Origin of the sequence: Ectopseudomonas oleovorans (assembly GCF_029845265.1) — a bacterium.
Classification (GTDB): Bacteria; Pseudomonadota; Gammaproteobacteria; order Pseudomonadales; family Pseudomonadaceae; genus Aquipseudomonas; species Aquipseudomonas oleovorans.
Window position 1 is genome coordinate 34,003 of record NZ_JAOCLK010000030.1, and the last position, 25,894, is coordinate 59,896.

Consider the following 25,894-nt stretch of genomic DNA (forward strand, 5'->3'; position numbering starts at 1 on the left):
GTGACAAAAAGTCACAGCGCGACCCTTCGTCGGAATATGTAAGCACTCTCATTTGCAGTATCAAAATGACGGTATCGGCTCGCATAGCCAGATACGACGGCGTCTGGCTGAAAGGTGCTGGACGTATCTCCAGCGCCCTTATGGCCTCACCTGCATTTAGGTTACGCCCTTATGACAAATCGATCATTCACAGGCCTCGGTGCATTCGTTAGAACACTACCTAGAGCTTTCGCTGCAACGGCGAAGGCGCAGAAAGTTCGCCACGCCGGCAGTGGACTTTCGTTGGCAGATAGAACGTCTGCCCGGCCTTGCCACAAGGCCAACGGGACATAACAGTCAACAGTGAGGGCAACACCCTATGAGAAGACTTAAGCGTGATCCGTTAGAAAGAGCTTTTTTGCGCGGTTATCAGTACGGCATCAATGGTAAATCCCGCGAACTCTGCCCCTTTACCCTACCTTCGGTTCGTCAGGCCTGGCTCAATGGCTGGCGTGAGGGCCGTGGTGACAACTGGGATGGGCTGACCGGTACGGCCGGTATTCATCGACTCAACGAACTTCACGCTGTCGGCTGATCAGGATCACACCCGACTTCACCATGCCGACCCCCTCCGGGCGGCGGGCGCAAGCCCAGGGGCTCCTTCGGGAGCCCTATTCATTTAAGCGGCTTATTTGCGCAGCGCGGCAATCGCATCCACTGCCTCGCGAATCAGCGCCGGCCCCTTGTAGATGAATCCCGAATAAATCTGCACCAGGCTCGCCCCGGCCGCGATCTTCTCTGCTGCATGCTTGCCCTCGGTAATACCGCCGACCGCGATGATCGGCAAACGACCTGACAGTTCACCCGCCAGCACCTTGACGATATGCGTACTCTTGTCGCGTACCGGCGCGCCCGACAAGCCGCCGGCCTCATCCCCATGGGCCAGACCTTCGACACCTTCGCGACTGAGCGTGGTATTGGTGGCGATCACCGCATCCATATCTGCGCCCAGCAGCGCTGATGCCACCAGCGCGGTTTCTTCGTCACTCATGTCCGGGGCGATCTTGATCGCCAGCGGTACGCGCTTACCGTGCTCCTGAGCCAGATCCTCCTGACGACGACGCAGCGCCTCGAGCAACTCCTTCAGCGAATCGCCGAACTGCAGACTGCGCAGCCCCGGCGTATTAGGTGAGCTGACGTTGACCGTAACGTAGCTGGCATGGGCATACACCTTGTCCAGGCAGACCAGGTAATCGTCCACCGCCCGCTCGACTGGCGTATCGAAGTTCTTGCCGATATTGATACCCAGCACACCCTTGAACTTAGCTGCCTTGACCCGCTCGAGCAGGCGATCGACACCATGGTTGTTGAAACCCATGCGGTTGATCACCGCCTCGGCCTCCGGCAGACGAAACAGTCGCGGCTTGGGGTTGCCCGGCTGCGGACGCGGGGTAACGGTGCCGATCTCGACGAAACCGAAGCCGAGCTGGGCGAAACCATCGATAGCATCGCCGTTCTTGTCCAGCCCTGCCGCCAGACCGACCGGATTGGCGAACTGCAAACCCATCACGTTTACTGGCAGGCTGGTCGGCGCCTTGGTCAGCAAGCCATTGAGCCCCAGCCGGCCACCTGCACCGATCAGATCGATGGACAGCTCATGAGAGGTTTCCGGGGACAGTTTGAACAGCAGCTCGCGGGCCAGGGAGTACATGATCAGGCTCAGCTCGACAGGTAGAGGGTTGGCAGCCGGCGATTATAGCCGCGCAGGCGTCGTCGGCGCGAGGCAAGCGCGCCAGATCAGTCCAAAGGGCGTAAACTCAGCAGCTCGCCGGAGTTACTGAATTCCAGTACGAAGGAACCAAAGATACCGGCGTGAGTCAGATACGGCCGCAGATGGTGGGCCGGCAAACTGACGCGACGCCCATCCCGGCTTTGCGCCATAATCCGGTTGGCCTGGCCACGATAGATGGCCTGCAATCGTTCGGCCGATAACGCAATATCCAGCACCAAGCTAGGCATGGAGGCACCCTCGCAAATGAATGCGGCTATTTTGCCACAGACCCGCAACGCGACAGGCACTCCCGCCCCGCGCTACGCTATATGGGCAATAGCCATCCGCGTCTGCCACACTGCAGCAGACGCTTCAGGAGCGATCTGCCGGCCATGAGCCTGTCCGAATCCTCAACTCTCAGTAGCCGCCTGGCAGCCCTGGCCCAGCGCATGGGTCTGCTCGGCCGCAACTCACGACAGATATTCGCCAGAGCCAGCGCCCTGCGCCTGCCATTCAAACCGTTGCCTGCAGCGGTCGAAAGTATTGGTTGGCATGACGGCCCGCAATTGCAGCTTCTGCTCAACCTGCCTCGCGGCGCACTCTCCGGCCCGGTACAGGAAGACAAAGCACAGGCACATTCAGCGCTGACTCAAGTAGTGGAAGCGCAAATGCAGCAACTGCAGACTTTCGATCTGCGCCTGATCGACGGCTTCGCCTACCCTTGCCCTGCGCCAGGCTACGTGAGCTTCGAAGACTACGCAGCAAGCGAACACTGCAAGCAGGTGCGCATCATCAGCTACAAGGATTTCGTCAAAACCATCGGCCTGGCGTTGCCGCGTTTTCTCGCTGGCGAACCGATCGAGCTGCGTCAGGCCAACTGGCGCGGCTCACGCACCTTCTGGTCAGGGGATGTGCAAGGCGAAGCCTTCGCTGGAGCAATCGCCTATGCGCGCAGACGCGAACTGGAAGTGCTGCTGCCAGCCAATCTGGTTCGCTATCGTTTGAATGAAGCGGGCCTGGACAACCTGCAAAAGCGCTATCACGTACTGGCCATGCCAGAAGCGGCTTGGAGCGACCCCAGCTTCATGGGACTGCTACTGGACAACGGCATACCCTATGCGCGCCTGTCACTACTGAAGAAAGCCGGCACCCCAGAGTTCCTCCTCCTGCCCAAAGAGCATCAGGAAGCCACTGCGCTTGGCGAGGGACTGCGCCTGGCCGGCGCACAAGACGTGCCGAGCCATCTACGTCAGTTGGCCGTTCAGCCAGCCTGAGCAGACTGACGAGCTATTCGTCGCAACCGCGCAACAGACGCCCAATCATATCCAGCGAATAGCCACGGTAGGCCAGGAACCGGCCTTGTTGAGCACGCTCACGAGCATCACCCGGAAGCCGACCGGCAAACTTGCGCTGCCAGGTTTCACGCAACTGCTCGAACCAGTCGATACCACTTTCATTCAGAGCCTGATCGATATCACCACGCGCGAGCCCACGCTGGCCGAGCTCCTCACGAATACGCAGCGGACCGTAACCAGCACGCGCACGATAAGCGACGAAGCTTTCCAGATAGCGGGCCTCGGATAGCAAGCCCTCCTCTGACAGCTGCTGCAAGGCCGTGTCGATCATGTCCTCGGGGGCGCCACGCTTGCGCAACTTGCGCGTAAGCTCGACACGCCCATGCTCACGTCGCGCCAGCAGATCCATGGCCGCCCGCCTGACGGCGAGCGGGTTATCCAGTACGACGGTCATGCTCTGACGACTTAGAAGTCGACTTCAGCATCAGCCAGATCGGCAGCCGGAGCCTTGGCCGGAGCACTGCTGACCAGCAACTTCTCGCGAATCAGACCTTCGATCTCGCGCGCCACTTCCTGGTTGTCTTCCAGGTACTTGGCCGCATTGGCCTTGCCTTGACCGATCTTGTTGCCCTTGTAGCTGTACCAGGCACCCGACTTCTCGACCAGACCCTGTTGCACGCCGAGATCGATGATCTCGCCATTACGGTAGATGCCCTTGCCATAGAGAATCTGGAACTCGGCCTGACGAAACGGTGGCGCGACCTTGTTCTTGACAACCTTCACGCGGGTTTCGCTACCCACGACCTCTTCGCCTTCCTTCACCGCGCCGGTACGACGGATGTCCAATCGAACCGAGGCATAGAACTTCAACGCGTTACCACCGGTGGTGGTTTCCGGGCTTCCGAACATCACACCGATCTTCATGCGAATCTGGTTGATGAAGATCACTAGGCAGTTGGCGTTCTTGATGTTACCGGTGATCTTACGCAGCGCCTGGCTCATCAGGCGCGCCTGCAGACCGACGTGCATGTCACCCATTTCGCCTTCGATTTCCGCCTTGGGCACCAGAGCCGCCACGGAGTCGACGATGATCACGTCAATGGCATTGGAGCGCACCAGCATGTCGGTGATTTCCAGCGCCTGTTCACCGGTGTCCGGTTGCGATACCAGCAGGTCATCGACGTTGACGCCGAGCTTGCCGGCATAATCCGGATCCAGTGCGTGCTCGGCATCGACGAAGGCACAGGTGGCGCCAAGCTTCTGCGCTTCGGCGATCACCGACAAGGTCAGCGTGGTCTTACCGGAGGATTCTGGGCCGTAGATTTCAACAATACGGCCTTTTGGCAAACCGCCGATGCCCAGCGCGATATCCAGCCCCAGCGAACCGGTGGAGATGGCCGGAATGGCCTGACGCTCATGGTCGCCCATGCGCATGACCGCACCCTTGCCGAACTGCTTCTCGATCTGACCCAGGGCAGCCGCCAACGCGCGCTTCTTGTTCTCGTCCATTACCATCCTCACGTATTAACAAGGGCCTCGAGGGCCGCCGACAACTGTATAAGTAGCCAGTATTATTCCACAGGGCAAGTCGCCCGCCTACCCCACAAGCGGATTTTCCTCCTCCAACAGGCGCAGAAGCCCCGCCAGAGCGGCCTCGACCGTTTGTCGGCGCACCTCATCGCGGTTACCAGCGAACTGCTTGCGCACACTGAAAAGACGCTCGCCATCGCCCCAGGCCAACCAGACGGTACCGACCGGTTTCTCCACAGAGCCACCGCCCGGCCCCGCCACCCCGCTGACAGCCACCGCATAGCGCGCCCCGCTATTGGCTTGAGCGCCACGCACCATCGCTTCGACCACTTCGCGGCTGACGGCGCCCACACTGCTGAACAATTCGGCCGGAACTGCCAGTTGCTTGCTCTTCTGTGCATTGGAATAGGTGACATAGCCGGCTTCGAACCAGGCCGAACAGCCGGGGATGCGCGTGATGGCCTCAGCGATACCACCTCCCGTGCACGACTCAGCCGTGGTGACTTGAGCCCCCTGCGTCTTTAGAGCCTCGCCCAGTAGCTCAGCCAACTCGCTGATTCTGTCCATATTCATACCTCCATCGTGAGCTGCAAACCCTACACAGCTTGCACGGTCGATGGAGACCACAGACTCCGCCACCTGCGAATCGTTGCGCAGGAACAAGAAAGACTCAGGCAGGAAGGCGACGCGGGGGTTCCGACCAGAGACGCCATCCCAGGCCGGACATAGATACCCGGCTGAGTCCGAATCAACAACGAATCGCACCCACGCAACGGTCGAAGTGTGGGAAAATTCTCGGCTTCGTCACACCCACCGCACGTAAGGCCCGGCATGACCGATCTCTCCGCCCACACCCCGATTGTGTGGCAGTAACCCTGAGAAATGCGCGAAAGGCCCGGCGCGTAAAGGCTTCAAGCTAATAAGCAACAAACAAGAGCGCACCTTAAACGGCATTGGGTGGCATGTAGTGGCGTATAACTTGCCCCAATTTTGCCCCATTAATTTCAGGCACAAAAAAAGCCCGGTGCCGCAGGTAATCCTGCGACACCGGGCCTTTCCTTTTTTTCTACACTGCCTTCACCGTCCACAGCTGATCCCACCGAGTGGTATAGCTCGGACTCATCATGTCGCGCTTCATTCCCCAGCCCGGCGCTATGGTTACTCTGCCCGGCCGCAACGTTCCGCGCCCCCACTTGGCGTTGATCTCATCGAGCACACCCATCACTTGCTCTGCGATCACCGGCTGAGTCTCTGCAAACAGATCGTCAGTGAACTCGCCACGCTGGCGTAGATCCAGCAGCAGGATCTCGGCCTTGGCATATGCGAATCCATCCCTGAACAGATGATCAATCCCAGCCATGGCGGCGCGGGTAATCACACGCGTGTCGTCTGTTGGGTATGGGAGCTCGCAAATAATGCCCTTCGCGTACTTCACTTCATCCGATTTGAACATGCCGGTGCGGATACTCACGCGCACCCGCTTAGTGAGGGACTGCTGAGCACGCAGCTTTTCACAGGCTCGGGCGGCGTAGGTGGCGACCGCCTCACGGATCGGTCCGATCTCGCGCAGGCGCTTACCAAATGCGCGGCTGCAGCAGATTTCCTGCTTAGGCTGCGCGACTTCCTCCAGCGCGAGGCAGGCAGTGCCGCGTAACTCGCGAGCTGTTTTCTCGATCACTACGCTGAATTGCTTACGCAGGGCCCAGGGATCGGCACGCGATAACTCCCAAGCTGTCTTAATGCTCATGCCCTGTAGATGCGCAGTCATGCGACGGCCAACGCCCCACACTTCCTCAACCGGCGTTACCTTGAGCACCTTGTCGCGCCGCTCCGGGTCGCGCAGATCAACCACACCTCCGGTCTGCGCCTGCCACTTTTTAGCGGCATAGTTAGCCAGCTTTGCTAGGGTCTTGGTATGCGCAATGCCAACGCCAGTTGGGATACCTGTGCGCTGCAGAACTTGGGCTCGGATCTCTCGGCCGAGCGCCTCCATTGAGCCAGGCATGCCGGTCAAGTCGGCAAAGGCCTCATCAATGCTGTACACCTCCAGCGCCGGAACGAGACTTTCGATAACTGTCATCACTCGTTCGCTGATGTCGCCATACAGCGCGTAGTTACTTGAGAAAGGGACTATGCCCCAGCGCCTTACATCGTTCTTTATCTCGAACCAGGGCGCACCCATTTTCACATAGGGCTTGGCATCTGCAGAGCGGGCAATCACACAGCCATCGTTGTTGCTCAGTACCACGATGGGCGTGCGGCGCAGGTCTGGTCTGAACACACGCTCACAGCTTGCATAGAAGCTATTGCAGTCAATAAGGGCAATAGTGGGCTCATGCATGGCGCCGATGTCGCCGCAGACTGTCTGTTACTACACCCCAGATCACCAGCTCATCGCCCTCTATCACAAAGCGCGGTGGGTACTTGGGATTTTCGGAGCACAGCACGTACTGCAGGCCTTGGCGCGAAAGGCGTTTGACAAAGGTTTCCCCGTTCAGCTCAGCCACAACAATATCGCCGTGCTGCACGGGCAGTGCCTTGCTGACTATGAGGATGTCACCCTCAAAGATCCCCACGCCGGTCATACTGTCGCCGATCACGCGCACCAGGTATGTGTGAGGCGCGTCGATATCCAGCAGCTCATCTAGGGATAGCTTCTGCTCAAGATGGTCCTGCGCAGGGCTCGGGAAGCCGGCCGGAATGCGGAAAGAAAAAAAGGGCAGCTCTATAGCCGAACTGCTCAGGGGACCGACAAATACTGCGGTTGCCATTGAGGGATGCCTGCTCAAGATTACTGTGTTTTTATACAGTTATCATGAAGGCATGTGAAGCGCCAATCATCAGCCAGCAACCGGCACTGGTGCAGCTTTACTGATGTAGCTGAGCGGCGGGGTATTGGCGCTTCTGGCCGGCAGCAGCCGCTAGTGAAGGACTGCTATCGGCCAATAAGTGCCGCACAAATCCCGGCGGGTGCAGATTTCCGGGCGGTTTGCGCCAGATCAGTTGGAGACGCTTTTCAAGCCCCGGGATGGGAAGAGCTACCAGCGCGCCACTGCGAACTTCGTCTTGTACTGCGGAAGCCATCACCAACGACACGCCGAGTCCCGCCCTGACTGCTTGTTTGACTGCCTCGGTGCTGCCTAGCTGCATACCGCTGCGAGGCACGCCCAGCTCGCCAAAGTATTCGGTCAGAAGCCGTCCGGTACCGCTACCCGGTTCACCTCCCAGCATCGGCAGGTCCACCAGACGATCGCGTTCTATGCACCCTGCTTCAGCCAGCGGATGGTCGGGGCTGACGATAAGTACCAGCGGCTCGACCCGCCAGAGGCGGTGTTCGAAGTCGGGGTGAGGTAGCCACCATTCCATGATCGCGGCGTCGAGCTGGCCCGCCAGTAGCTGGTCGGCCACATCCGGGTTGGCGGCGATGCGCAGATCCACCTCGCCCCTCTCATTTGCGGTCGTCAGATAGCTGCGCACGAATGGCTGGAGAAGGTAGGTGCCGATGTTGGAGCTGGCCCCGACGCGCTCACTATTTCCATGCAGGGCTTCTAGCGCCCGGGCGTGCATGTCGAGCAAGGCGGTCGCATGCGGCATGAAGGCCAGCGCACGTGTGGTAGGCTGGCAGCCGCTACGACTGCGCTGCACCAGCGTTACGCCGACCTGCTCTTCAAGCTTCTGCAAGTGCTGCGACACCGTCGGCTGGGCCAGCCCCAACGCCCTCGCCGCGCTCTGAAAACTGCCTGTTTGAACGATCGCTACCAGGCTCTTCAGCCAGACCGGATTCAACATGCGGCAGGCTCGGCCTGGGGCAGACGGTTCGCAGCGTTGATTGGGCGCGCACCTGCCAACGCCTGGATGATGCTCTGCGCTGCACAACGTTCAATCTCCAGGCGCACCGCGCGCACTGCCGACCCTATGTGCGGAGTGAAGAGCGTATTCGGATGCGCGAGCAGCGCAGGATCGATCAGCCGCGGCCGGTCCGCGCGAGCCCAGTCTTCCATTTCGAATACATCCGCCGCATACCCGCCGAGCTGGCCTCGCTCAAGCGCCGCGAGCACGGCGGCTTCATCCACTACCGAACCACGACAGGGGTTTACAAGCAGAGCGCCCGGCCGTACGAGGGCAAGCAGCTCGGCGTTGACCAGATGCTGGGTATCGGCATTCAAGGGAAGCGCCAGCAGGATGAAGTCCGAGCTGGCGAAGAGTTCGCTGCACGCCACCTGGCGCAGGCCGAGCCGTTGCTCGGTTTGTGTATCCAGAGCCTTCGCCTCGTGGTACTGCAGGGTCGCGCCCCATCCCTGCAAGCGCTCAGCCATGGCCTGTCCGATGGCGCCCATGCCAAGGATGCCGACCGTCGCGTTATCCAGCCCCGTGCCGTAGAACTGTGGTTGCCAGCCCTGGAACTTGCCAGAGCGGACGAACGCATCTGCTGCGCGCAGATGCCGCCCCAGCCCCACCGCCAGTCCGATCGCCAGCTCGGCAGTCGGGACCGTCAACAGATCAGGCACGAAGGTCAACCAGACCCCGCGGGCAGTACAGGCGTCCACATCGAAATTGTCGAAGCCCTTGAGCGCGCAGCCGACCACACGCAGCTCGGGGCAGGCTTGGAGAAATTCTGCATCGACCCGATCGGGCATGAACGCCATCATCGCCTGAGCATCGCGGCAGCGGCGCAGAATTTCCTCGCGCGTCAGCGTGCTGTCGCTCTGGTTGGTCATCAGCTCGCAATGTGGCGCCAGCAGTTGCAGGATCTCATCGTGTACTCGGTGAGTTATAACGAGTTTCGGCAGCATGGTTTGTCCTATTTGAAACGTTTGCGCAGCACGCCACTGAAGGCGTCTACTAGCGTGACCATGGCCAGGATGACCAGCAGGATTGCTGCAACCTCCTGGTACTGCATGATGCGCAGCGAGCCCATGAGTTCGAAGCCGATACCGCCGGCGCCAACCATGCCCATCACGGTGGAGGCGCGAAAGTTGTATTCCCAGCGGTAGATCGCCACGTCGGCGAACTGTGGAGTCACCTGTGGCAAAACCGCGTGCAGCAGCACTTGCATCGGCGTAGCCCCCGCCGCCCGAGCGGCTTCCACCGGCGCTTCGTCGACGTGCTCGATGGCCTCGGCGAAGAACTTGCCGACCATGCCGATCGAATGCAGACCCAGGGCAAGCACGCCCGGCAAGGCGCCGAACCCTACGGCTGCAACGAAGATGATGCCCATGATCAGCTCCGGCACCGACCGCAGGGCATTGAGCAGCACCCGGGCAACACCGAACACAAGGGGGTGCGGCGCCGTATTGCGCGCTGCAACGAAGGCCACCACCAGCGAGAACACCACTGCGATGGCCGTGCCGGCGATGCTCATCGCCAGCGTGTCGATCAACGGGCGAATCCAGCTTCGATAGCCCGAAAAGTCTGGCGGCATGGCCTCGCCTGCCAGGGTCGCGATGGAGGGCAGCCCGTTCAGCAGCGTGGTGGCATCGAGCAGCCCCACGTACCAGCAGGCCAACAGCACCACTCCGAGTACAATTGCCACCTGCCCCAGCTGGCGCCACCAACCGAGGCCGAAGCCTCGAAGGATGTGCTCGCGTTGCTCTGCAGGCAGCGCCTGCACGTCATGATGAGTAGACATATCGGTGCTCACATCGTGGCGAAGTCGAGGCCGAGCAGCGATCCCATGTTGCGAATCACATCGTAGTCGGCGTCGGTGATTGGCGCGAAGGCCTCGGCTTTGAAGTTGCGCAGCACTTCGGGATCGTCGATACCGACGAATACATCCCGCACCTTGGTTTTCAGCTCGGGGCTCAGGTTCGAGCGCATCGCCCAGGGGTATTGGGGATATTCGCCGCTGTAACCAAGTACTTTCACCTTGCTCGGATCGATTAGGCCACGTTCGGCTACTTGATTGAAAATTACCTCCGACAGCCCACCCGCATCGGCGTTTCCGTTCGCCACGTTGACGGCAACGGCGTCATGCGTGCCCACAAAATGTTGTTCGTAGTCCTGCCCACCCGTCAGCTCGGCCGTCTCAAGAAGCACGGTTTTGGGAATCAGATGGCTGGACGTCGATGCCCGGTCACCATAGGCCATCTTCTTGCCCTTAAGGTCGGCATACTCATTCACGCCTGACGCCACATTGGCGATAATCACTGAGCGATAGGTCGGCTTGCCGTCGATGACCATGGCAGCGAAGGGCTCGATGTCGCTTTTGCTTTTGGCCATGACGTAGGACAGCGGACCGAAATACGCCAGGTCGATACGGCCAAAGCGCATCGCCTCAATCATCGAGGAATAGTCGGTGGTTACGATCAGCTGCACCTTCTTGTCCAGATGCTCTTCCAGATAATCCTTCAGCGGCTGGTTTCGCTTGATCAACTCCGAGGCGTTTTCGTCCGGCAGCAGCGCAACCTTTAGCACATCCGGATCGGCATCGGCCGCTACGGCGGACAGACTTGAAACAGCGGACAGCAAACAGGTCAATAAGAGCGCGGATAAGCGTTTCATCGGGACATCTCCAGTTAAGGTGCGAGCATGACAGGGGTTTCAGCCGGAGCAGTTGCTGGCTGAGTCGTAGAGCGGCCTGCATAGATGCGCTCAAGCTGCGCATCGGTGAGTTCCGAGGGCGCGGCATCGAAAACGATCTGAGAATCGGCCAGCCCGACGACGCGATCGGCGAAGCGGCGGGCATATTCGAGTTGATGCAGCGAAACGATGGCGGTGATGCCGTCTTCCTTGCAGATGTCGCGCAGCAGTCCGAGAACACGGACCGAAGTGGCCGGGTCGAGACTGGCTACCGGCTCATCGGCCAGAATGATCGCCGGCTGTTGCGCTAGCGCACGCGCGATGCCTACCCGCTGCTGCTGGCCACCGGACAGTTTGTCCACCCGGCTTAGCGCCTTGTCTGCCAGACCGACCCGAGCGAGGCAACTGAGCGCAATCTCCTGATCGGCACGCGGCAGAGGAAACAGCGAGCGGAGCGTGTTGTGAAAGGCCAGCCGACCGGTAAGCACATTAGCCAGTGCGCTTTGACGTTCGATTAGCTGGTGGTGCTGAAAGATCATGGCGGTACGCCGACGATGCTGACGCAAGGCCGAGCCGCTGCCGAGCTCACCGAGCTCGCTGGTGACACTGCCGCGAGTGGGCGTGACGAGTCGATTGAGGCTACGGAGCAAGGTCGACTTGCCTGCGCCCGAGAGACCAAGCAGCACGGTGAACTCACCACGCCGAAATGCAATCGAGGTATCGCGTAGGGCTGTCACGCCGCCTGGGTAGACGACGCTCAACCGGTCGACCCGCAGCACGGCGTCCTGTATCGGATGGGGCGTCATTTGATCACCTTTCGCAATATTGCTGGCCGCACAATTGCGGTTCGCGATGCAAAGGGTAGAAATTCCTTGTTAACGCACTGCTTCTAAATGATGACATTTCGATGAATGCTTCGAATCTGCCGTAGCGGGGCGGCAAGCGAAGCCGTGGAAGAACGGGCGCAACGTAGCGTCTTTCTTCACGCGGGATACAGGAGGCTTTGATTGATACTGCTGCGGATTCGCTACAGTAACGTTGGGCCAGAACGTAATGCCATCCAAGCAAGAGAGCGCACACTAGCGGACTATAGGAGACATTCTACTCTTGCCCGTCGATTAACCCAGGCCGTTATGTGGCTGGTCGAAACCTTCAGGTGCCGCCCAACTAGATGTCTGTTGTCGCGCCCAGCTTAATGCTAGCGCAAGCCGCTTATTCTTCTAGCAACGCCGCGCTAGTCTTGAATGATGTTTCCTCAGTAGACTGATCATGCGCGGTATCTGCTTCGATGCCTTGAAGAGAACGCCTTCGGCTAAATGTCATATGACCAGCGCTTTTTACACTTCGGTTATTACTCCTTTTTTCAGCGAGATTGGGAGGGAAGGATGATTGCATATACAATGGTCGGAACGACCGATCTGAACCGTTCAGCGCGTTTCTACGAACCTATATTCTCAGCAATGGGGTTGGAAATTTCGTGGAGGGACGAGCGATCGGTTGCTTGGGGAGTTCCGGGCAACCGGACCCCCACCTTTCACGCTTGTCTTCCTTATAACCAAGAGGAAGCACGCCCCGGCAATGGAACCATGACGGCGTTACTCACGGAGAGCCCAGCGCTAATAGGGCGACTCTTTGAACTCGCGCTTGAGAACGGAGGTACTGACGAAGGCTCTCCTGGCCCCAGACCTGAGTACGGAACGGGATTCTACGCAGCCTATGTTCGTGATCCTGACGGCAACAAGTTGGCCTTTGTCTATTTCGACGATAACCAGTGTGGCGGTTAGCGTTACCACTAAGTCTTGGTCGCCTCTATATAGATGAATCATTTATATGAACAAGCGACCAAACAAACATGTATTAGCTACTCAAGATAGCAATCCGATATATCCTGCACTTAGTGACCAAATCGTCTTAGCTCCTTTTGACCCCTTCGGCGATATTCGCTGGCATGCCCCGACTGGCGTCACCCCGGTAAATCTCATGCCGTTTCTGGTTCGGGGTCGACTCGGAACGCTTCGTTAGCTGAACGATGCCACTTGATACGCTACCGGCCAGTACGAGGAGTTACAGTACTAGACGACCGCTTTCGGCCAAAAGCGGACAGCCCGGTAAGCGGCCCACCTAAGCCATGAGTTGAGATAATCGACCGCAAAACGCAGGTAGCGACACCAGCGCCTTGGCTGTCAGATACCCTTACCCAACATCTTGCCGTTAACGGTCTTGCCGTAAAGGTTCACGCCGTCATTGGCGTGGTACTTATCTCGAGTTTTCTCGACTGAGCCATCAATCAAGCGCGGGTCTTGCGGTCGCTCGTGGCTGTTCATGAAGGCCGCCACGTTCCAGGCGTCTTCATCTGACAGGGTGCCGCCTTTGCCCAGTGGCATGTTTTCCTTGATGAACGCCGCAGCCGTGTTGATTCGATGCATGCCAGCACCCCAGTTGAACGAGTCCGCCCCCCAGAGTGGCGGGAATACATAAAGGTCACCAGACTTCTGCCCTTCCCCGTTTGGCCCATGACAGACGGCGCACTGTGCGTCGTAGACCTGTTCTCCCTTCGCCAGGTCGTAGCCGCCTTCGGGTTGTGGCACTTCCGGATAGGCCCGACCGGGCAGCTCTTGCCCCGTGGGTGCTCCGGTTGCAAGCCAGTAGGAATAGGCTGAAAGCGCGGCGATAACGGGGCCGTCAGCCTCGGGTGCCTTGCCGTTCATACTGAACTGGAAACAGCCCTGAAGGCGCTCGGCATAGCTGTTCACCTTGTCGTTCTTCTTTCGGTACGCCGGGTACATGGTGTAGGCAGCCCAGAGCGGCGCAGAGTTGGCTTTCCGGCCTTGTTCGAGGTGGCAGTTCGCACAGGCCAGGCCGTTGCCCACATAGTCGGGCGCATGCGTCTTGGTATCGACGAATATGGCGCGCCCTTGCTGTACCAACTGCCCGTAGGCGTTGTCAGGCAGTTCGCTTTCCTTGGGCGGTTGGAAGTACTTGCTGCTGGCGGGATCACCGGCCCCGGTCAGGATCTGCGACTGATCTTCCATCGCGATGTCGTCCGCGAGCACCGGGAAGGCCAATGACATCAACAGCAGTGCGCTTGTATGGGGCTTCATTTGGCTGCTCCTTTGTCGGTCAGGCCTGCGAAGTATGTCGAGACCGCCATTACCTCGTCCTCGGTCAAGCTACGCGCGATGTGGCCCATCAAGTCGTTGGGGTCGTTCTTGCGGGTGCCCTGACGCCAGGCGGTCAACTGAGACGACAGGTACTGTGCCGACTGCCCGGCCAGCGGTGGGAAGGCGTCGCCGACGCCCGTTCCGCTGGGGCCGTGGCAGGCAACGCACTCGGGGATGTTGCGTTCCCAGGCGCCGCGCAGCGCAAGGGTTTCGCTAGGCCCGTCGACCAACGCGGTGCGGTCGATTCGCTCGACCTGCGGTTGCGGCTTGTCAGCCAGCATCGTCGAGACGGCCTCGGCTTCCTCACGGCTTAAGGCTGCCGCAATGGGCTGCATGATTGGATTCGCCCGCGCACCGGATGCGAAATCAGCCAGTTGCTTGCGCATGTAATTCGCCGACAAGCCGGCCAGACGGGGGTATCCCGCAGCGGCCATGCCTTCGCCCTCGGCGCCGTGGCAGGTAGCGCACGCCATCGCGGCGGTGTTGGCCCCGCCTTTGCTGTACACCGCAGCGGCATCCGCGGCGTGCGCGGACACCGAAATCGCAAGGAAGAGCCCGGCCAAGGGCCAGAGGGGGACGTTCATGTAGCCTCCAGATCATTCTTGTTATAGGTGCCGGTGCTGACTGACCGTGTCGTGTTGCTAGCGTTTGGACAACGGCCCCATGATGCCATTCAACGCCTCGGGACGAGGCGCGCCCTGATGCTGCTGCAGACGCCCTTGCTCATCTAGGTAATAGATAGCCGGGGTGGCCGAGGCGCCCATTTCGCCCATCAGGGTGAGGTTCGCCTCAAGCTGTTCATTCACCTCGGGCGCGATACGCTTGATGGCCTTGAGCGTGCTGGCCTTGCCCGCGGCCTCGTGCTCATTGAGCGCCGCCTCAGGGTCCTTCGCGGCCAGCAGTGCCGCGGATTTACCGGCGCTGTCCGGGCGCAGCATGCCGACCATCACGTGGCGAAGCTGAACGTCACCCGCTTCGACCCAGGGCCGCGCCTGTTTCCAGAACATATTGCAGAACGGGCAGTTCGGGTCGGAAAACATGTAGATAACCCGTGGCGCCTCAGCCGCGCCGTCAGCAATCCAGGTGCTGCTTTCGAGCCGCTGCCACATCTCGCTGCTCATCGGCTCATACACCAGCTTTTCCAGCGGTGCCTTGGTCAGGTCTTCGCCAGCGGCGTCCAGCAAACTGCCGATCACGACATGATCACCGTCCGGTGTCAGATACAGCGCAATGCCTTGTCCGTTGTAACGCGCCGCGTAGCCCTTTAATCCGCCCGGCGCGTCGAAACTGCCGACCACTTTGGCTCCGCGCGCTTCAATGGCCTGAACCGCGGGAGGCAGCGCTTCGGCCAGCGCCCAGGGCGTCGGCAGTAAGGCGAGCGTTGAGATAAAAAACGAAAGTGAACGTACCGGTTTCATGGCTGGGTTTTAACCTCTAGTTGCTCAAGGGCGCGCGCCAGGCTGGCACGGGACAGCTCGCCGAGGTGGCTGCCAACCTGGCGTCCCTCGGCGTCATAAAAAAGCGTGGTGGGCAGCGACGCAGACCCTACGTGCTGGCCCAGACGACCGCCGGTATCGAGCAGGACGTTTTCCAGGCCGAGCCCTTCGCCGTCGAGGAAGTCGGCAATCAATCGCTCGCCCTCGCCCTGGTTGACGAACAGAAAGGTCACGTCGGTGTTGTCTTGTTGCGCCTGCGCAAGGACTGGCATTTCTCGTCTGCAAGGAGGGCACCAGGTGGCCCACAGGTTGACTACTAGGGGCTTGCCAACGTAATCCTGCAAGGCGACGGGTTTACCCTGGTTGTCCCGCAGGCCCATCTCAGGCAGTCGCGTGCCCTGCTCGAACGCGTGCAACGCAAGGGTCCCGAACCCCCAGCTGAGCACACCCACCAGCACCGCTGCGCCCAGCGGTCGGCGCAGCCCGCTGTCGCGCCAGGCCAGCAAGGAACCCAACAGAACGGCCACCACCAAGCCCGGCCAGGCAATGAAACCGCCGTCACGTATGTCGATCACGCGCCAGGGCTCATCTCGGAAATGCTCGACGTACACCAGCACGAAGGCCAGCCGCGCGACCAGTAGCGCCACCAGCAGCAGCCTGAAGAGCTGTTGTTCCGGATTCCGCTCGCTGCGCCGCCCAACCCACCAGCCGGTCAGCATCGCTATAAACAGGCTCACCAGCATCAGCACATGTGGGACGGCAAGTGCCAGTGGCCCCAGGTTGATCGTCAGCATCAGCCACGCTCCATAGTCTGGTTCCATCTGTTCAGAAATTGATTCGCATCGACCTCGCCAGTGATGCGCTGGGTACGTCGCTCTTCCCCGTCCGGGCCGATGAAGAGCAACGTCGGCGGCCCCATGACCTGATAGCGGTTCAGCAGCTCACGACTGGCGGGATCGGTCTGCGTCACGTCCGGCCGCAGAATCCGCACGCCAGTTAGCGCCGCCTGCACCTGCGCGTCGCCGAACACCTCCTTTTCCATGACCTTGCAGGACACGCACCAGTCGGCGTAGTAGTCCACCAGCACCCACTGGCCCGCGGCCCTGGCGGCAGCCAGCTCACGATCAAGGTCGGCCGGCTCGCTGAAGCCGACAAATCCGTGTGCAGGCTCTGCACCTTGCGAGGACGCAACGCTGCCCGTGAATACACCGAGCGGCCGCAAGACGTCCTGTGCGCCGCCAGCCGCTCCGAGCAGCAACGCTACGCCCCATATACCAGCCAGCGACGCCACCGCGCGGCTGAGCGCCTGATGCCGCACCAGTTCCCGCGACAGGTGCAACAGCCCGCTGGCGCCCACGACCAGAAGCGCGCCCCACAGCCCTACCCAGAGTGGGTCGGACAACAGCGGACGCAGCACGTAGAGGGCGGCGACCAGAAACAGGAAACCGAAGGACACCTTGACGCGATCCATCCACGGCCCAGGCTTGGGCAGGAAGCGATTGCCCACTGTCACCAGCAGCACCAACGGCGTACCGATCCCCAGGCCCAGCGCGAACAACACCAGGCCACCGTTCAGGGCGTCGCCGCTTTGGGCGATGTACAGCAGCGCCGCGGCCAGCGGTGCGGTCATGCAAGGGCCCACCAGCAGCCCGGACAACACACCCAACGCGCTGGCCCCGGCGAGGCTGCCGCCCCGGCGCTGGCGGCCGGCCTGCTCCAGCCGATCACGCAGGCCGGCCGGCAGTTGCAGCTCGAAGAAGCCGAACATGGGCAGCGACAGGAGCACGAACAGGCCAGCGAAGCTTGCGATCAGCCACGGCTGCATCAGCCATCCCTGCAGATTCGCACCCAGTAGCGCCGCCACCACCCCAAGGGCGGCGTAGACCAGCGCCATGCTGAATACGTAGGCGCCAGCCAGGGCCATGCCGCGGCGAGGCCCGGCCTGGCTACCCACCACGATGCCGGCCAGGATAGGCAGCATCGGCAGCGAACAGGGCGCAAAGGCAAGCAGCAGGCCGAGTCCGAAGAAGATCAGCAGGCTCCAGCCCAGCGACTGCTGCTGTAGCCCGCTGGCCAAGGCCTGGTCGTCGGCCTGAACCGGCGTGGACGGAGGCGTGCTGCTGCCGCCCAGGTCTACCGTGCGGGTTTGCGGCGGATAGCACAGGCCGGCATCGGCGCAGCCTTGCCAGCCGAGTTCAAGCGACGCGATATTCGCATCGGGGAGCTGCACTTCCAGGCTGTCGCGATAGATTCGCGAATCACCAAAATACTCGTCATGGTAGGGCTCGCCAGGCGGCAACTGGGGCTCGGTCCCCGGTGCCAGCCCTGCGAATCGTAGGCGCTCCTGGTAGAGGTAATAGCCGGGCGCAATGTCCCAGCGCAGCACGACTCCGCCAGCGTCAGGCTGCTCGACGTGCAGCGTGAACGCTTCGTCCACGGGCAGAAAGTCCTGCTGCTTCTGACCGAAGGTGAACGGCGAAGCGTTCGCCAGCTGCACGGACCATAGGCAGCAGGCCAGAAAGATAAAAAGCGCTCGCATGCACAACACCCGATTACCCGATTCGACGGCGAGCTTGCCGACTCGGGATTAAGAGGCGATTAACGAGGCTTGCCCGGACACAACCTGTAAGGCTGAGCGGCGTTGAGGCACGAGCAACTCGGCGTACCATCTGCTAACGCGCCGTTAATCCAGGCGGACGATACTGACTGCTGCCTATCAAGCGATTCCCACATGCACGTACTGCTGACAGAAGACAACGCACTGATCGCCAGTGGCATCGTCGCCGGGCTCGAAGCCCAGGGCTTCAGCGTGGCCCATGCCGCTACGGCCGGGCAGGCCGACTCGCTGCTGCGCACAGCCAGCTTCGACCTGATGATTCTCGATCTGGGTCTGCCTGACGAAGACGGCCTGCGCTTTCTGCAGCGCCTGCGCCGCCGCGGCCTCGAGCTGCCTGTGCTGATCCTGACCGCGCGGGATGCAGTGACCGAAAGGGTCTCCGGGCTTCAGGCGGGCGCTGACGACTACCTCGTCAAACCCTTCGACCTGCGTGAGCTCGCCGCCCGCCTGCATGCCCTGCTGCGCCGCGCTGCCGGTCGGGCGACGCAGATGATCGAACATGGAACGCTGAGCTACGATCCCGCCGCCTGTGCGGCGTTCATGGCAGGCGAACCCGTGGACCTGTCGCGCCGTGAACAGGCGCTGCTCCAGGCGCTGCTGCAGAACCCCGGCCGCGTGCTATCGGCCGAGCAGCTCAAGGACGCCGTGTACGGACTGGGCGATGACGTCGAAAGCAACGCCCTGAATGTCCATATCCACCATCTCAGGCGCAAGCTGGGTAACGGCATCGTCGAAACCGTCAGGGGGATAGGTTATCGCCTCGGCCCTGCTGGCCATGCGTCGGCACCCACCGAGGCACCCGCCCCATGAGCTTGCGCCTGCGCCTGACCCTCACCCTTGGCTCGGCCTTCGTGCTGCTCTGGGCGCTGGCCGCGACCTGGATGCTCTTCGATGTTCGCAATCAGTTGATGCAGTCCCTCGACCAGCGCCTTGCTGCGTCGGCGCGGATGGTCGCGGGTCTGCTGGTGCAACTGCCGCAACCGCAACTGGGCGAAGGCACCCGTCTAAGCGCCGAACAACTGGGCATCGAAAACGGCCTGGCCTGCCAGATCAGCTCTTTGCGGGGTGAAATCCTGGCGCGCAGCCATGCGGCGCCAGACAGTGCACTCGACGCTCAGCGCACCGGCTTTCACGACCAGATAATCGGCGATACCGCCTGGCGTAGTTTCACCTTCATCCAGAACGGCATGCGCATCACCACGGCCGATCGCCTTGACGAGCGCACCGCACTCCAGCGTTCGGTGCTCCTGGCCGCGGCGTTGCCGGTTTTTGTCGCGTTGCTGGGCAGCCTGATCGTGCTGTGGATCGGAATCGGCAACGGCCTTGCGCCGCTCAGACGAATACGCATGGCCCTGGCGCAACGCAGCGCCGATTCAGTGGAGCCGTTGCACATCGAACGGCTGCCGCGAGAGCTGACGCCTCTTGTCGAAACACAGAACCAGCTGTTTGCGCGGATCGCGCAAATGCTCGAACGCGAACGCCGGCTGACCGATGATGCCGCCCATGAACTGCGCAGCCCGTTGACCGCCATCAAGACCCACCTCCAGGTGGCGGCCATGACCGAGGGCGACACCGCGAAACGGGCGTTGGCCCAGGCCGAGATCGGCACGGATCGCCTGCACCGGATCCTCGAACAGCTGCTCATGCTGGCGCGAGTGGAAGGCCGCGTGTCCTTTGATGACGGGCTCAGTTGCACGGCGCTCGAAGTCGCGCAACTGGCGATCGCTGACGCCAGCCAGCAGCCTGGGCCGCACATCGAGCTGTGCGGGGCGCAAGAGGTCTCCCTTCGCCCACTGGCGATGCCGCCCACCCTGGCGGTCGCGGCATTGCGCAACCTGCTCGACAATGCCCGCCGCCATACCCAGGACGGCACGACCATCCGCTTGACGATCTCCCAGCTGGATGAAAGCCGGGTTCGCTTCAGCGTGCAGGATCACGGCCCGGCCATCCCGCCGGAAATGCTCGAGCGTCTGACGGAGCGCTTCTGGCGCAGCGGCGAAGGTGAAGGCAGTGGTCTGGGCCTGTCCATTGTCAAGGCGATCGCCGAGCGCTGTGCCTGCGATCTGCGTTTCGTACCGCAGGCGGATGGTCTCGTCGTCGAGCTGGTGGTCAGCCTGCAGGCTCCCGCTCCCTGATGACGGCATCTCGATAGCCTGAACGTCCAGCCACGCACACCGTCCGAATAGTTGACTGAGCAATCCGTTAACCATCGTCGGAGGTGGCAATGCTTGTTTTCGAACCTTTTTATACAGACGGCCTGGCGCAGATTTCCTATCTGATCGGCGACAGCAAGGCCGCGGTAGCCGCGGTCATCGACCCCCGCCGCGACATCGATATCTACCTGCAAATGGCCAAGGCGCGAGGCCTGCGAATCGCCTACGCCATCGAAACACATATCCATGCCGACTTCGTGTCCGGCGCCCAGGCGCTGGCGAAGCGCACCGGGGCACAGATCATCGGCGGTCGCGCGGATAACTACGAGTTCGAGCTTCGCCAGGTCAGCGGTGGCGAGACCATAGAGCTCGGGCAGGCCACGTTGCAAGTCATGCACACGCCCGGGCATACGCCAGAACACATCTCCCTGCAGCTGTTCGACGCCCAGCAGGGCGACCAGCCGATCGCGCTGTTTACCGGCGACACCCTGTTCAACCTGGACGTCGGGCGCCCCGACCTGCTGGGCGAAGGCAGTGAACGAAAACTCGCCGGCGCGCTGTACCACACACTTTTCGATCACTACCTGCCCCTTGGCGACCGGATCGAAATCTACCCCTGCCACGGCGCCGGCTCGGCCTGCGGCAAATCCATCGGCGACCGACGCCACTCCACGCTCGGCAGCGAGCGTCTCTTCAACCCCGCGTTGCGCGAGCAGCGGAGCGAGGACGAGTTTATCGATTGGCTACTGGCGGACATGCCGGAACCACCCCGTCACTACGCGCGCCTGAAACAGCTGAACGTGCGTTCGGCCGTACAGATGGAGGGCGCTTCCCTACCACCGCCACTCGCGCCGTCCGAGTTCGAGACACTGGCGGCGCGCGGCATGCAGGTCGTGGACGTCCGCTCGATCCTCGCGTTTGGCGGCGGGCACGTGCCCGGGGCGATCAACATTGCCCTGCGCAACGAGTTCGTGAACTGGGCTGGCTGGATGCTCGACGACGCTCGCCCGATCCTGCTGGTGGGCGAATCGGCCGACGATGTTCACCAGGCTGTCACCCAGCTCTACCGGATAGGCCTTGACGATATTCGCGGCTATCTACGCAACGGCATGACGGACTGGCAGAACGCGGCGCTACCGCTGAACAGGCTTCAGGAATGGACGGTTCATGAACTGAATGCACGTCGTGAAGCGCCCGATGTGCAGGTGCTGGATGTACGCAGCCCTCAAGAGGTCGCGGCGGGCCGGGTGCCTGGCGCTAGGCACATCTTCGTCGCGCACCTTGCTGACCGGCTCAACGAGCTGGATCCGGACAAGACCACCGTCACCTACTGCGGCTCCGGCTATCGCGCCTCCATCGCCGCCAGCATCCTCAAGAAGGCCGGCTTTCGTGATGTGGCCAATGTTCCGGGCTCCTGGATGGCCTGGAAGGCGGCAAACCTGCCGGTCCAGGAAGGCTAACGTCTTATCCGGTCGCGCGGCGCAGGTGTCTGGCTTGCTACCTGCGGGCGCGCGATCAGAAGGCGACTTGAAGCAACAAAGCCGACGCGGCAACAGCCGCTACCAACCCGAAGCCTCGCTGCAGCACGCGCCCGTCCAGGCGAGATGAAACCGTGCGGCCGGCAAACATCCCCAGCACCGCACCGGCCGAGAACGGCAGCGCCACTGCCCACTGAATGCTACCCGTCAGCGCGGCGGACAACACGCCGCTGACGGACACCAGGCCAATGACCGCCAACGACGTGGCGGCAATCGAACGCATCGGCAGATCACTGAAGCGACTGAGCGCCGGCACCAGCACGAACCCGCCGCCGACCCCCAGCAAGCCGGAGAGGAAACCGGCCAAGGTGCCGGAGGCGGCGACGGTCGCTGCACAGCGTGAGGTCCAGTGAAAGCGGCCCGTCTGCGGGTTCAGCCGACAGGGCACGGCTCTCGGGGTCGAGTCATCGCTCGGTGGGCGCCTGAATGCCCTGAAGGCGACCCAGAACATCACCAGCGCAAACACCACCGCAAGCACATCGTGCGCTACCCGCGCGGCCACCCAGACGCCAACGGGCGCAAGCAGCACGCCACAGCAGGCCATCAACGCCGCGGCCTTGTAACGGACAATGCCGTCCCGTAGGCCAATCACCGCTCCGACCCATGCGGCAAGTCCGACCGCCATCAACCCGATGGGCGCGGCCTGATGCAGCTCGAGCCCGACCACGAAGATCAGCAACGGCACTGTGAGGATGCCGCCGCCCGCCCCGGTCAGCGCCAGGACGAGGCCGACCAATAGCCCGAGCCCGATCTCAACCATCGTTGCGCTCCGGAAGCCTTGGATCACCTTTCGATTTACAGCGACCGCAACGTTTCACTGCGGCTTCCCTGAAAAGCGTGTCTGTAACTCGTAGAGCGCCATACCCGCCAACATGGCGAGGACAAAGATCAGGGGTTCGCTCCGACCACTCAAAAGCGTCGCGACCGCCGGACCCGGACAGTAGCCGGCCAGCCCCCATCCCGCTCCGAATGCCAGGCTGCCCAGCACAAGAGGGCGATCGATCCGGGTGGCGGTGGGCATTCGCATGACATCTCCCAGCACCGCCCGGGACCGTTTGGAGGCGAAATAGAACCCGACACTGCCGACCGCAATCGCACCGCCCATAACGAACGCGAGCGAGGGGTCCCACGGACCGGCCAGATCGAGAAAGGCGATCACTTTGGACGGATTGGCCATCCCTGACAGGATCAGGCCGAGGCCGAAAATCAGCCCCGCTACAAAGGCGCTCAGCAATTTCATGGCAACTCCTCAGCCCAGCAGGTGGCGGATGACGAACACGGTCAGAAAGCCGCTGGCCATGAAGGCGGCCGTCGCGACCAGCGAGCGCGGCGACCGTCGCGACAACCCGCAGACGCCATGCCCGCTCGTACAACCGGAGCCATACCGCGTGCCGATCCCGACCAACACACCAGCCGCGATTAGCGTCAAGGTGCTCGCCTCTACGTCGATGTCTGGTTGCTCGAACGCGGCCTGAAACAGCACCGGCGCGATCACCAGCCCGGTAATGAAGGCAACACGCCAGAGCACATCGCCTTTGCCTGGCCGCAGCAAGCCGCCGATCACGCCGCTAATGCCCGCGATTCTTCCGCTCAACAGAATAAACAAGGTCGCAGCAAGACCGATCAGCGCGCCCCCGGCGAGCGAGGACCACGGTGTGAAATGTACCCAGTCAATCGTCATGTCGAGGGTTCCTCGCGTTCGGGATGCTGACAGTAAAGCCGGTAGAGCACCTGCATAACCTCCATCGCTTGTTGGCTGGCGATGCTGTAATGCACTTGCTTGCCCTCGCGTCGGGTGCTGACCAAGCCGTTATGGCGCAGCACCGTGAGCTGCTGCGACAGGGTCGGCTGCACAATGCCCGTCGCATTGGCGAGGTCACCCACGCAGTGCTCACCCTGGGTCAGCTGGCAGAGCAACAGCAGGCGGTCAGGGTTGCCGAGCACTTTCAGCAAGCCGCAGGCGTCCGCAGCACTGCGACGAAGCGTTTCGATATCGAGATCTGCCATGTGGGCCATTTTGTTCAGGTGGGTCAGGTGGATTTGACAATACGATTTATCAATATATATTTCAATAGATCGTATAGACGCTACAGCGGACGCCCGGTCGGAACTCGACGTCCCGCACTCGTCCTAAAAATATGCGGCATCGCTGTGACTTTTCACCTCGCCGCGCCCACCCCGCCGGCGCGAACCAGGAGATCAACATGTCATCGATACAGCAAAACAGTACCAATCATGACCAGGCGGACCGGGTTCGCCGCTCAACGTCCCAACCTGTGAATCAGGAAATCGATCGGCAAACGGACGAGAACATTCGTCGATTCAGCGGGATGGGACGAAGCGCAATCCTTCAGCGTATCGACGCCCTGGATCGCGAGTGGGACGTGGAGCGCGTGCTTGAGGTCAATGCCTCCTCGCTCGCGCTGTCTGGCTTGCTACTTGGCCTGACAGCAAACCGAAAGTGGTTTCTGCTGCCTGGCGTCGTGCTGCCGTTTCTTCTGCAACACGGCTTGCAGGGCTGGTGCCCGCCGCTGGCGATCTTGCGCCGGCTGGGTATCCGCACGCGGGGCGAGATCGATCAGGAAAAGTATGCACTGCTCAGTGCGCTGGAACAGGCACCGCTGAACACTCACCACTAGCCGAGACCATCATGATATTTCGCCAGCTGTTCGAGCCCGTGTCGTCCACTTATACCTACGTACTCGGGTGCGAGGACACCGGCCAGGCCGTGCTCATCGACCCGGTCATTTCCGCAACGGACCGCGACCTGGCCGAGCTGGCCAGGCTGGACCTGCAGCTGGCGTTCACCTTGGATACCCACATACATGCCGACCACATCACCGCCGCGCTGGAGCTGAAGAAGCAGACCGGCTGCCGTATCGCGGGGCCGGCTATCGACAAGTTGCCCTGCACGGATGTGGGCATCGAAGAAGGTGTCCCTTTCATCGTCGGCAGCCTGCAGTTCACACCCTTGCATACCCCCGGGCACACAGACGGGCACTTTGCCTATCTCCTCGCTGATCGCCTGTTCAGCGGTGATGCATTGCTCATCGACGGCTGCGGTAGGACTGACTTTCAGAACGGCAGCGCCGACGACCTGTTTCACAGCGTTAGAAACAAGCTGTTCACGCTGCCAGACGACACCCTGGTCTATCCCAGCCATGACTACAGCGGTCGACGAGTCTCGACCATCGCCCAGGAAAAGCAGCGCAATCCCCGACTCGGTGAAGCGATAACGTTGGAGCGCTTCCGCGACATCATGGCGGAACTGAACTTGCCCTATCCCGCGTTCATCGATCACGCCGTGCCGGGGAATCGCCAGTGCGGCGTATGCCCACCCGACCTGACGGATAATTTCCGTCGCTATTGCGAACAGGTTGAGCACAGTCCTGAGGGTTGAGCACGTCATGCCAGCCCCCGTGAGGCCCGGGGAATCGATCACCGTTCGCAGCCTCCAGGCGACGTTACCAAGCATCCATTTCGCTACGTGAGGGATTGAATATGAAGACCCCTGATCGACCCCGTTTCCGCGTGAGCGCAAACCGGCAATCGGGAAGCCGCCGCGTTCGCTATGTCGAAACTAATCATCCAGATAGCCAGAACTGCACGATTTGCCAGCTGGATGAGGAAAACCCATCGTCTATCGAGGCGTCTTCCAGCGCGCAAAACTCCGACGAGCAAAAACCTGGTGCCAAACCGGAGCTATCCGGATAGATCGTTCAAACCACCAAACCCTCGGTATCTGATGGGCGGGGCTTGGCGCTCATACCCTGCGATATGAGTTTCGGTCTCGCCGATTCGCCCATCTACCACTTCGTCAGGACAAAAAAACGAGCTCCGCTAACGCGCCCTTATCTACTTTTAGCTGAAACCTGCCCTTCGCGACAGGCCGCTT

29 protein-coding genes are annotated in these 25,894 nt (G+C 61.3%); 8 read left to right on the forward strand and 21 right to left on the reverse strand.

The window, feature by feature from the left end; genetic code table 11:
- Positions 1 to 358 precede the first annotated feature (358 nt).
- Positions 359 to 574, forward strand: coding sequence for a ribosome modulation factor (gene rmf, locus N5J71_RS15420; RefSeq protein ID WP_003244273.1), 216 nt, complete (start codon positions 359 to 361; stop codon positions 572 to 574).
- A 93-nt stretch (positions 575 to 667) separates the two neighbouring features.
- Here the strand turns inward: rmf and N5J71_RS15425 are convergent, their stop codons facing one another.
- Together N5J71_RS15425 and N5J71_RS15430 are read right to left on the reverse strand one after the other, a co-directional pair.
- Complete coding sequence (locus N5J71_RS15425; protein ID WP_074855931.1) at positions 668 to 1,690, reverse strand: quinone-dependent dihydroorotate dehydrogenase; 1,023 nt, start codon at positions 1,688 to 1,690, stop codon at positions 668 to 670.
- An 86-nt stretch (positions 1,691 to 1,776) separates the two neighbouring features.
- On the reverse strand, positions 1,777 to 1,998 hold the full coding sequence (locus tag N5J71_RS15430; protein ID WP_003462010.1) for a DUF2835 domain-containing protein: 222 nt from the start codon (positions 1,996 to 1,998) through the stop codon (positions 1,777 to 1,779).
- A 144-nt stretch (positions 1,999 to 2,142) separates the two neighbouring features.
- On the opposite strand from N5J71_RS15430, the gene N5J71_RS15435 reads away from it, so the two are divergent.
- The gene (locus N5J71_RS15435) at positions 2,143 to 3,024 is read left to right on the forward strand and encodes a DUF6685 family protein (protein ID WP_074855930.1); all 882 of its coding nucleotides are present in this window, start codon (positions 2,143 to 2,145) and stop codon (positions 3,022 to 3,024) included.
- Between the two features lie 13 nt (positions 3,025 to 3,037).
- Here N5J71_RS15435 and recX read toward each other — a convergent pair whose 3' ends face one another.
- The 10 genes from recX to phnC form a co-directional block, all read right to left on the reverse strand.
- Positions 3,038 to 3,499 carry a recombination regulator RecX gene (recX, locus tag N5J71_RS15440; RefSeq protein WP_279917181.1) on the reverse strand — a complete coding sequence of 154 codons (462 nt, stop codon included), beginning with the start codon at positions 3,497 to 3,499 and terminating at the stop codon, positions 3,038 to 3,040.
- Between the two features lie 11 nt (positions 3,500 to 3,510).
- Entirely contained in the window at positions 3,511 to 4,554 is a 1,044-nt protein-coding gene (recA, locus tag N5J71_RS15445; protein ID WP_003462016.1) for a recombinase RecA, read from the reverse strand.
- An 87-nt stretch (positions 4,555 to 4,641) separates the two neighbouring features.
- The gene (locus N5J71_RS15450; protein ID WP_104730259.1) at positions 4,642 to 5,142 is read right to left on the reverse strand and encodes a CinA family protein; all 501 of its coding nucleotides are present in this window, start codon (positions 5,140 to 5,142) and stop codon (positions 4,642 to 4,644) included.
- A 499-nt stretch (positions 5,143 to 5,641) separates the two neighbouring features.
- Positions 5,642 to 6,916 (reverse strand): translesion error-prone DNA polymerase V subunit UmuC, encoded by a 1,275-nt coding sequence (gene umuC, locus N5J71_RS15455; protein ID WP_031690420.1) that lies wholly within the window; start codon positions 6,914 to 6,916, stop codon positions 5,642 to 5,644.
- Positions 6,909 to 7,346: a LexA family protein gene (locus N5J71_RS15460; protein WP_031690419.1), complete on the reverse strand. Its 438-nt coding sequence runs from the start codon at positions 7,344 to 7,346 to the stop codon at positions 6,909 to 6,911. The genes umuC and N5J71_RS15460 overlap by 8 nt, the downstream gene beginning before the upstream one ends.
- A 97-nt stretch (positions 7,347 to 7,443) precedes the next feature.
- Entirely contained in the window at positions 7,444 to 8,364 is a 921-nt protein-coding gene (locus N5J71_RS15465) for a LysR family transcriptional regulator (protein ID WP_049951354.1), read from the reverse strand.
- Complete coding sequence (gene ptxD, locus N5J71_RS15470; RefSeq protein ID WP_279917182.1) at positions 8,358 to 9,368, reverse strand: phosphonate dehydrogenase PtxD; 1,011 nt, start codon at positions 9,366 to 9,368, stop codon at positions 8,358 to 8,360. Before ptxD ends, N5J71_RS15465 begins: the two co-directional genes overlap by 7 nt.
- 8 nt (positions 9,369 to 9,376) lie before the next feature.
- The gene (gene phnE, locus N5J71_RS15475) at positions 9,377 to 10,204 is read right to left on the reverse strand and encodes a phosphonate ABC transporter, permease protein PhnE (RefSeq protein WP_003298907.1); all 828 of its coding nucleotides are present in this window, start codon (positions 10,202 to 10,204) and stop codon (positions 9,377 to 9,379) included.
- Positions 10,205 to 10,212: 8 nt separating this feature from the next.
- Positions 10,213 to 11,076, reverse strand: a complete 864-nt coding sequence (gene phnD / locus N5J71_RS15480) for a phosphate/phosphite/phosphonate ABC transporter substrate-binding protein (protein WP_003117866.1) — start codon at positions 11,074 to 11,076, stop codon at positions 10,213 to 10,215.
- Positions 11,077 to 11,090: 14 nt separating this feature from the next.
- Positions 11,091 to 11,900: a phosphonate ABC transporter ATP-binding protein gene (phnC, locus tag N5J71_RS15485; protein ID WP_279917183.1), complete on the reverse strand. Its 810-nt coding sequence runs from the start codon at positions 11,898 to 11,900 to the stop codon at positions 11,091 to 11,093.
- Positions 11,901 to 12,494: 594 nt separating this feature from the next.
- Between phnC and N5J71_RS15490 the strand changes: the two genes are divergently transcribed.
- A complete protein-coding gene (locus N5J71_RS15490) occupies positions 12,495 to 12,878 on the forward strand; it encodes a VOC family protein (protein ID WP_231098776.1) in 384 nt (127 codons plus the stop codon).
- Between the two features lie 399 nt (positions 12,879 to 13,277).
- Here the strand turns inward: N5J71_RS15490 and N5J71_RS15495 are convergent, their stop codons facing one another.
- The 5 genes from N5J71_RS15495 to dsbD are packed head-to-tail and all read right to left on the reverse strand — an operon-like array spanning position 13,278 to position 18,230.
- Complete coding sequence (locus N5J71_RS15495) at positions 13,278 to 14,195, reverse strand: c-type cytochrome (RefSeq protein WP_003289353.1); 918 nt, start codon at positions 14,193 to 14,195, stop codon at positions 13,278 to 13,280.
- Positions 14,192 to 14,839 carry a c-type cytochrome gene (locus N5J71_RS15500; protein ID WP_279917184.1) on the reverse strand — a complete coding sequence of 216 codons (648 nt, stop codon included), beginning with the start codon at positions 14,837 to 14,839 and terminating at the stop codon, positions 14,192 to 14,194. Before N5J71_RS15500 ends, N5J71_RS15495 begins: the two co-directional genes overlap by 4 nt.
- A 57-nt stretch (positions 14,840 to 14,896) precedes the next feature.
- Positions 14,897 to 15,673: a thiol:disulfide interchange protein DsbG gene (gene dsbG, locus N5J71_RS15505; protein WP_279917185.1), complete on the reverse strand. Its 777-nt coding sequence runs from the start codon at positions 15,671 to 15,673 to the stop codon at positions 14,897 to 14,899.
- On the reverse strand, positions 15,670 to 16,485 hold the full coding sequence (locus N5J71_RS15510) for a TlpA family protein disulfide reductase (RefSeq protein WP_279917186.1): 816 nt from the start codon (positions 16,483 to 16,485) through the stop codon (positions 15,670 to 15,672). Before N5J71_RS15510 ends, dsbG begins: the two co-directional genes overlap by 4 nt.
- Positions 16,485 to 18,230 (reverse strand): protein-disulfide reductase DsbD, encoded by a 1,746-nt coding sequence (gene dsbD / locus N5J71_RS15515; RefSeq protein ID WP_075750112.1) that lies wholly within the window; start codon positions 18,228 to 18,230, stop codon positions 16,485 to 16,487. The genes N5J71_RS15510 and dsbD overlap by 1 nt, the downstream gene beginning before the upstream one ends.
- 192 nt (positions 18,231 to 18,422) lie before the next feature.
- On the opposite strand from dsbD, the gene N5J71_RS15520 reads away from it, so the two are divergent.
- From N5J71_RS15520 to N5J71_RS15530, 3 genes are all read left to right on the forward strand, one after another.
- Complete coding sequence (locus N5J71_RS15520) at positions 18,423 to 19,118, forward strand: response regulator (RefSeq protein ID WP_057387746.1); 696 nt, start codon at positions 18,423 to 18,425, stop codon at positions 19,116 to 19,118.
- Entirely contained in the window at positions 19,115 to 20,443 is a 1,329-nt protein-coding gene (locus tag N5J71_RS15525; protein WP_279917187.1) for a sensor histidine kinase, read from the forward strand. Before N5J71_RS15520 ends, N5J71_RS15525 begins: the two co-directional genes overlap by 4 nt.
- An 89-nt stretch (positions 20,444 to 20,532) precedes the next feature.
- Positions 20,533 to 21,921 (forward strand): MBL fold metallo-hydrolase, encoded by a 1,389-nt coding sequence (locus N5J71_RS15530; protein ID WP_045431018.1) that lies wholly within the window; start codon positions 20,533 to 20,535, stop codon positions 21,919 to 21,921.
- Positions 21,922 to 21,976: 55 nt separating this feature from the next.
- On the opposite strand, the gene N5J71_RS15535 is transcribed toward N5J71_RS15530, so the two are convergent.
- From N5J71_RS15535 to N5J71_RS15550, 4 genes are read right to left on the reverse strand one after another with little or no spacing between them, the layout of a single operon-like run.
- Complete coding sequence (locus N5J71_RS15535) at positions 21,977 to 22,759, reverse strand: sulfite exporter TauE/SafE family protein (RefSeq protein WP_057387749.1); 783 nt, start codon at positions 22,757 to 22,759, stop codon at positions 21,977 to 21,979.
- Positions 22,760 to 22,813: 54 nt separating this feature from the next.
- Complete coding sequence (locus N5J71_RS15540; RefSeq protein WP_057387751.1) at positions 22,814 to 23,239, reverse strand: YeeE/YedE family protein; 426 nt, start codon at positions 23,237 to 23,239, stop codon at positions 22,814 to 22,816.
- A gap of 9 nt (positions 23,240 to 23,248) precedes the next feature.
- A complete protein-coding gene (locus tag N5J71_RS15545; RefSeq protein ID WP_279917188.1) occupies positions 23,249 to 23,680 on the reverse strand; it encodes a YeeE/YedE family protein in 432 nt (143 codons plus the stop codon).
- Positions 23,677 to 24,015, reverse strand: a complete 339-nt coding sequence (locus N5J71_RS15550) for an ArsR/SmtB family transcription factor (RefSeq protein WP_028238035.1) — start codon at positions 24,013 to 24,015, stop codon at positions 23,677 to 23,679. The genes N5J71_RS15545 and N5J71_RS15550 overlap by 4 nt, the downstream gene beginning before the upstream one ends.
- Positions 24,016 to 24,203: 188 nt before the next feature.
- Here N5J71_RS15550 and N5J71_RS15555 point away from each other — a divergent pair, with 188 nt between their 5' ends.
- Together N5J71_RS15555 and N5J71_RS15560 are read left to right on the forward strand one after the other, a co-directional pair.
- On the forward strand, positions 24,204 to 24,638 hold the full coding sequence (locus tag N5J71_RS15555; protein WP_021207410.1) for a hypothetical protein: 435 nt from the start codon (positions 24,204 to 24,206) through the stop codon (positions 24,636 to 24,638).
- An 11-nt stretch (positions 24,639 to 24,649) separates the two neighbouring features.
- A complete protein-coding gene (locus tag N5J71_RS15560) occupies positions 24,650 to 25,399 on the forward strand; it encodes an MBL fold metallo-hydrolase (RefSeq protein ID WP_028238036.1) in 750 nt (249 codons plus the stop codon).
- Positions 25,400 to 25,894 lie beyond the last annotated feature (495 nt).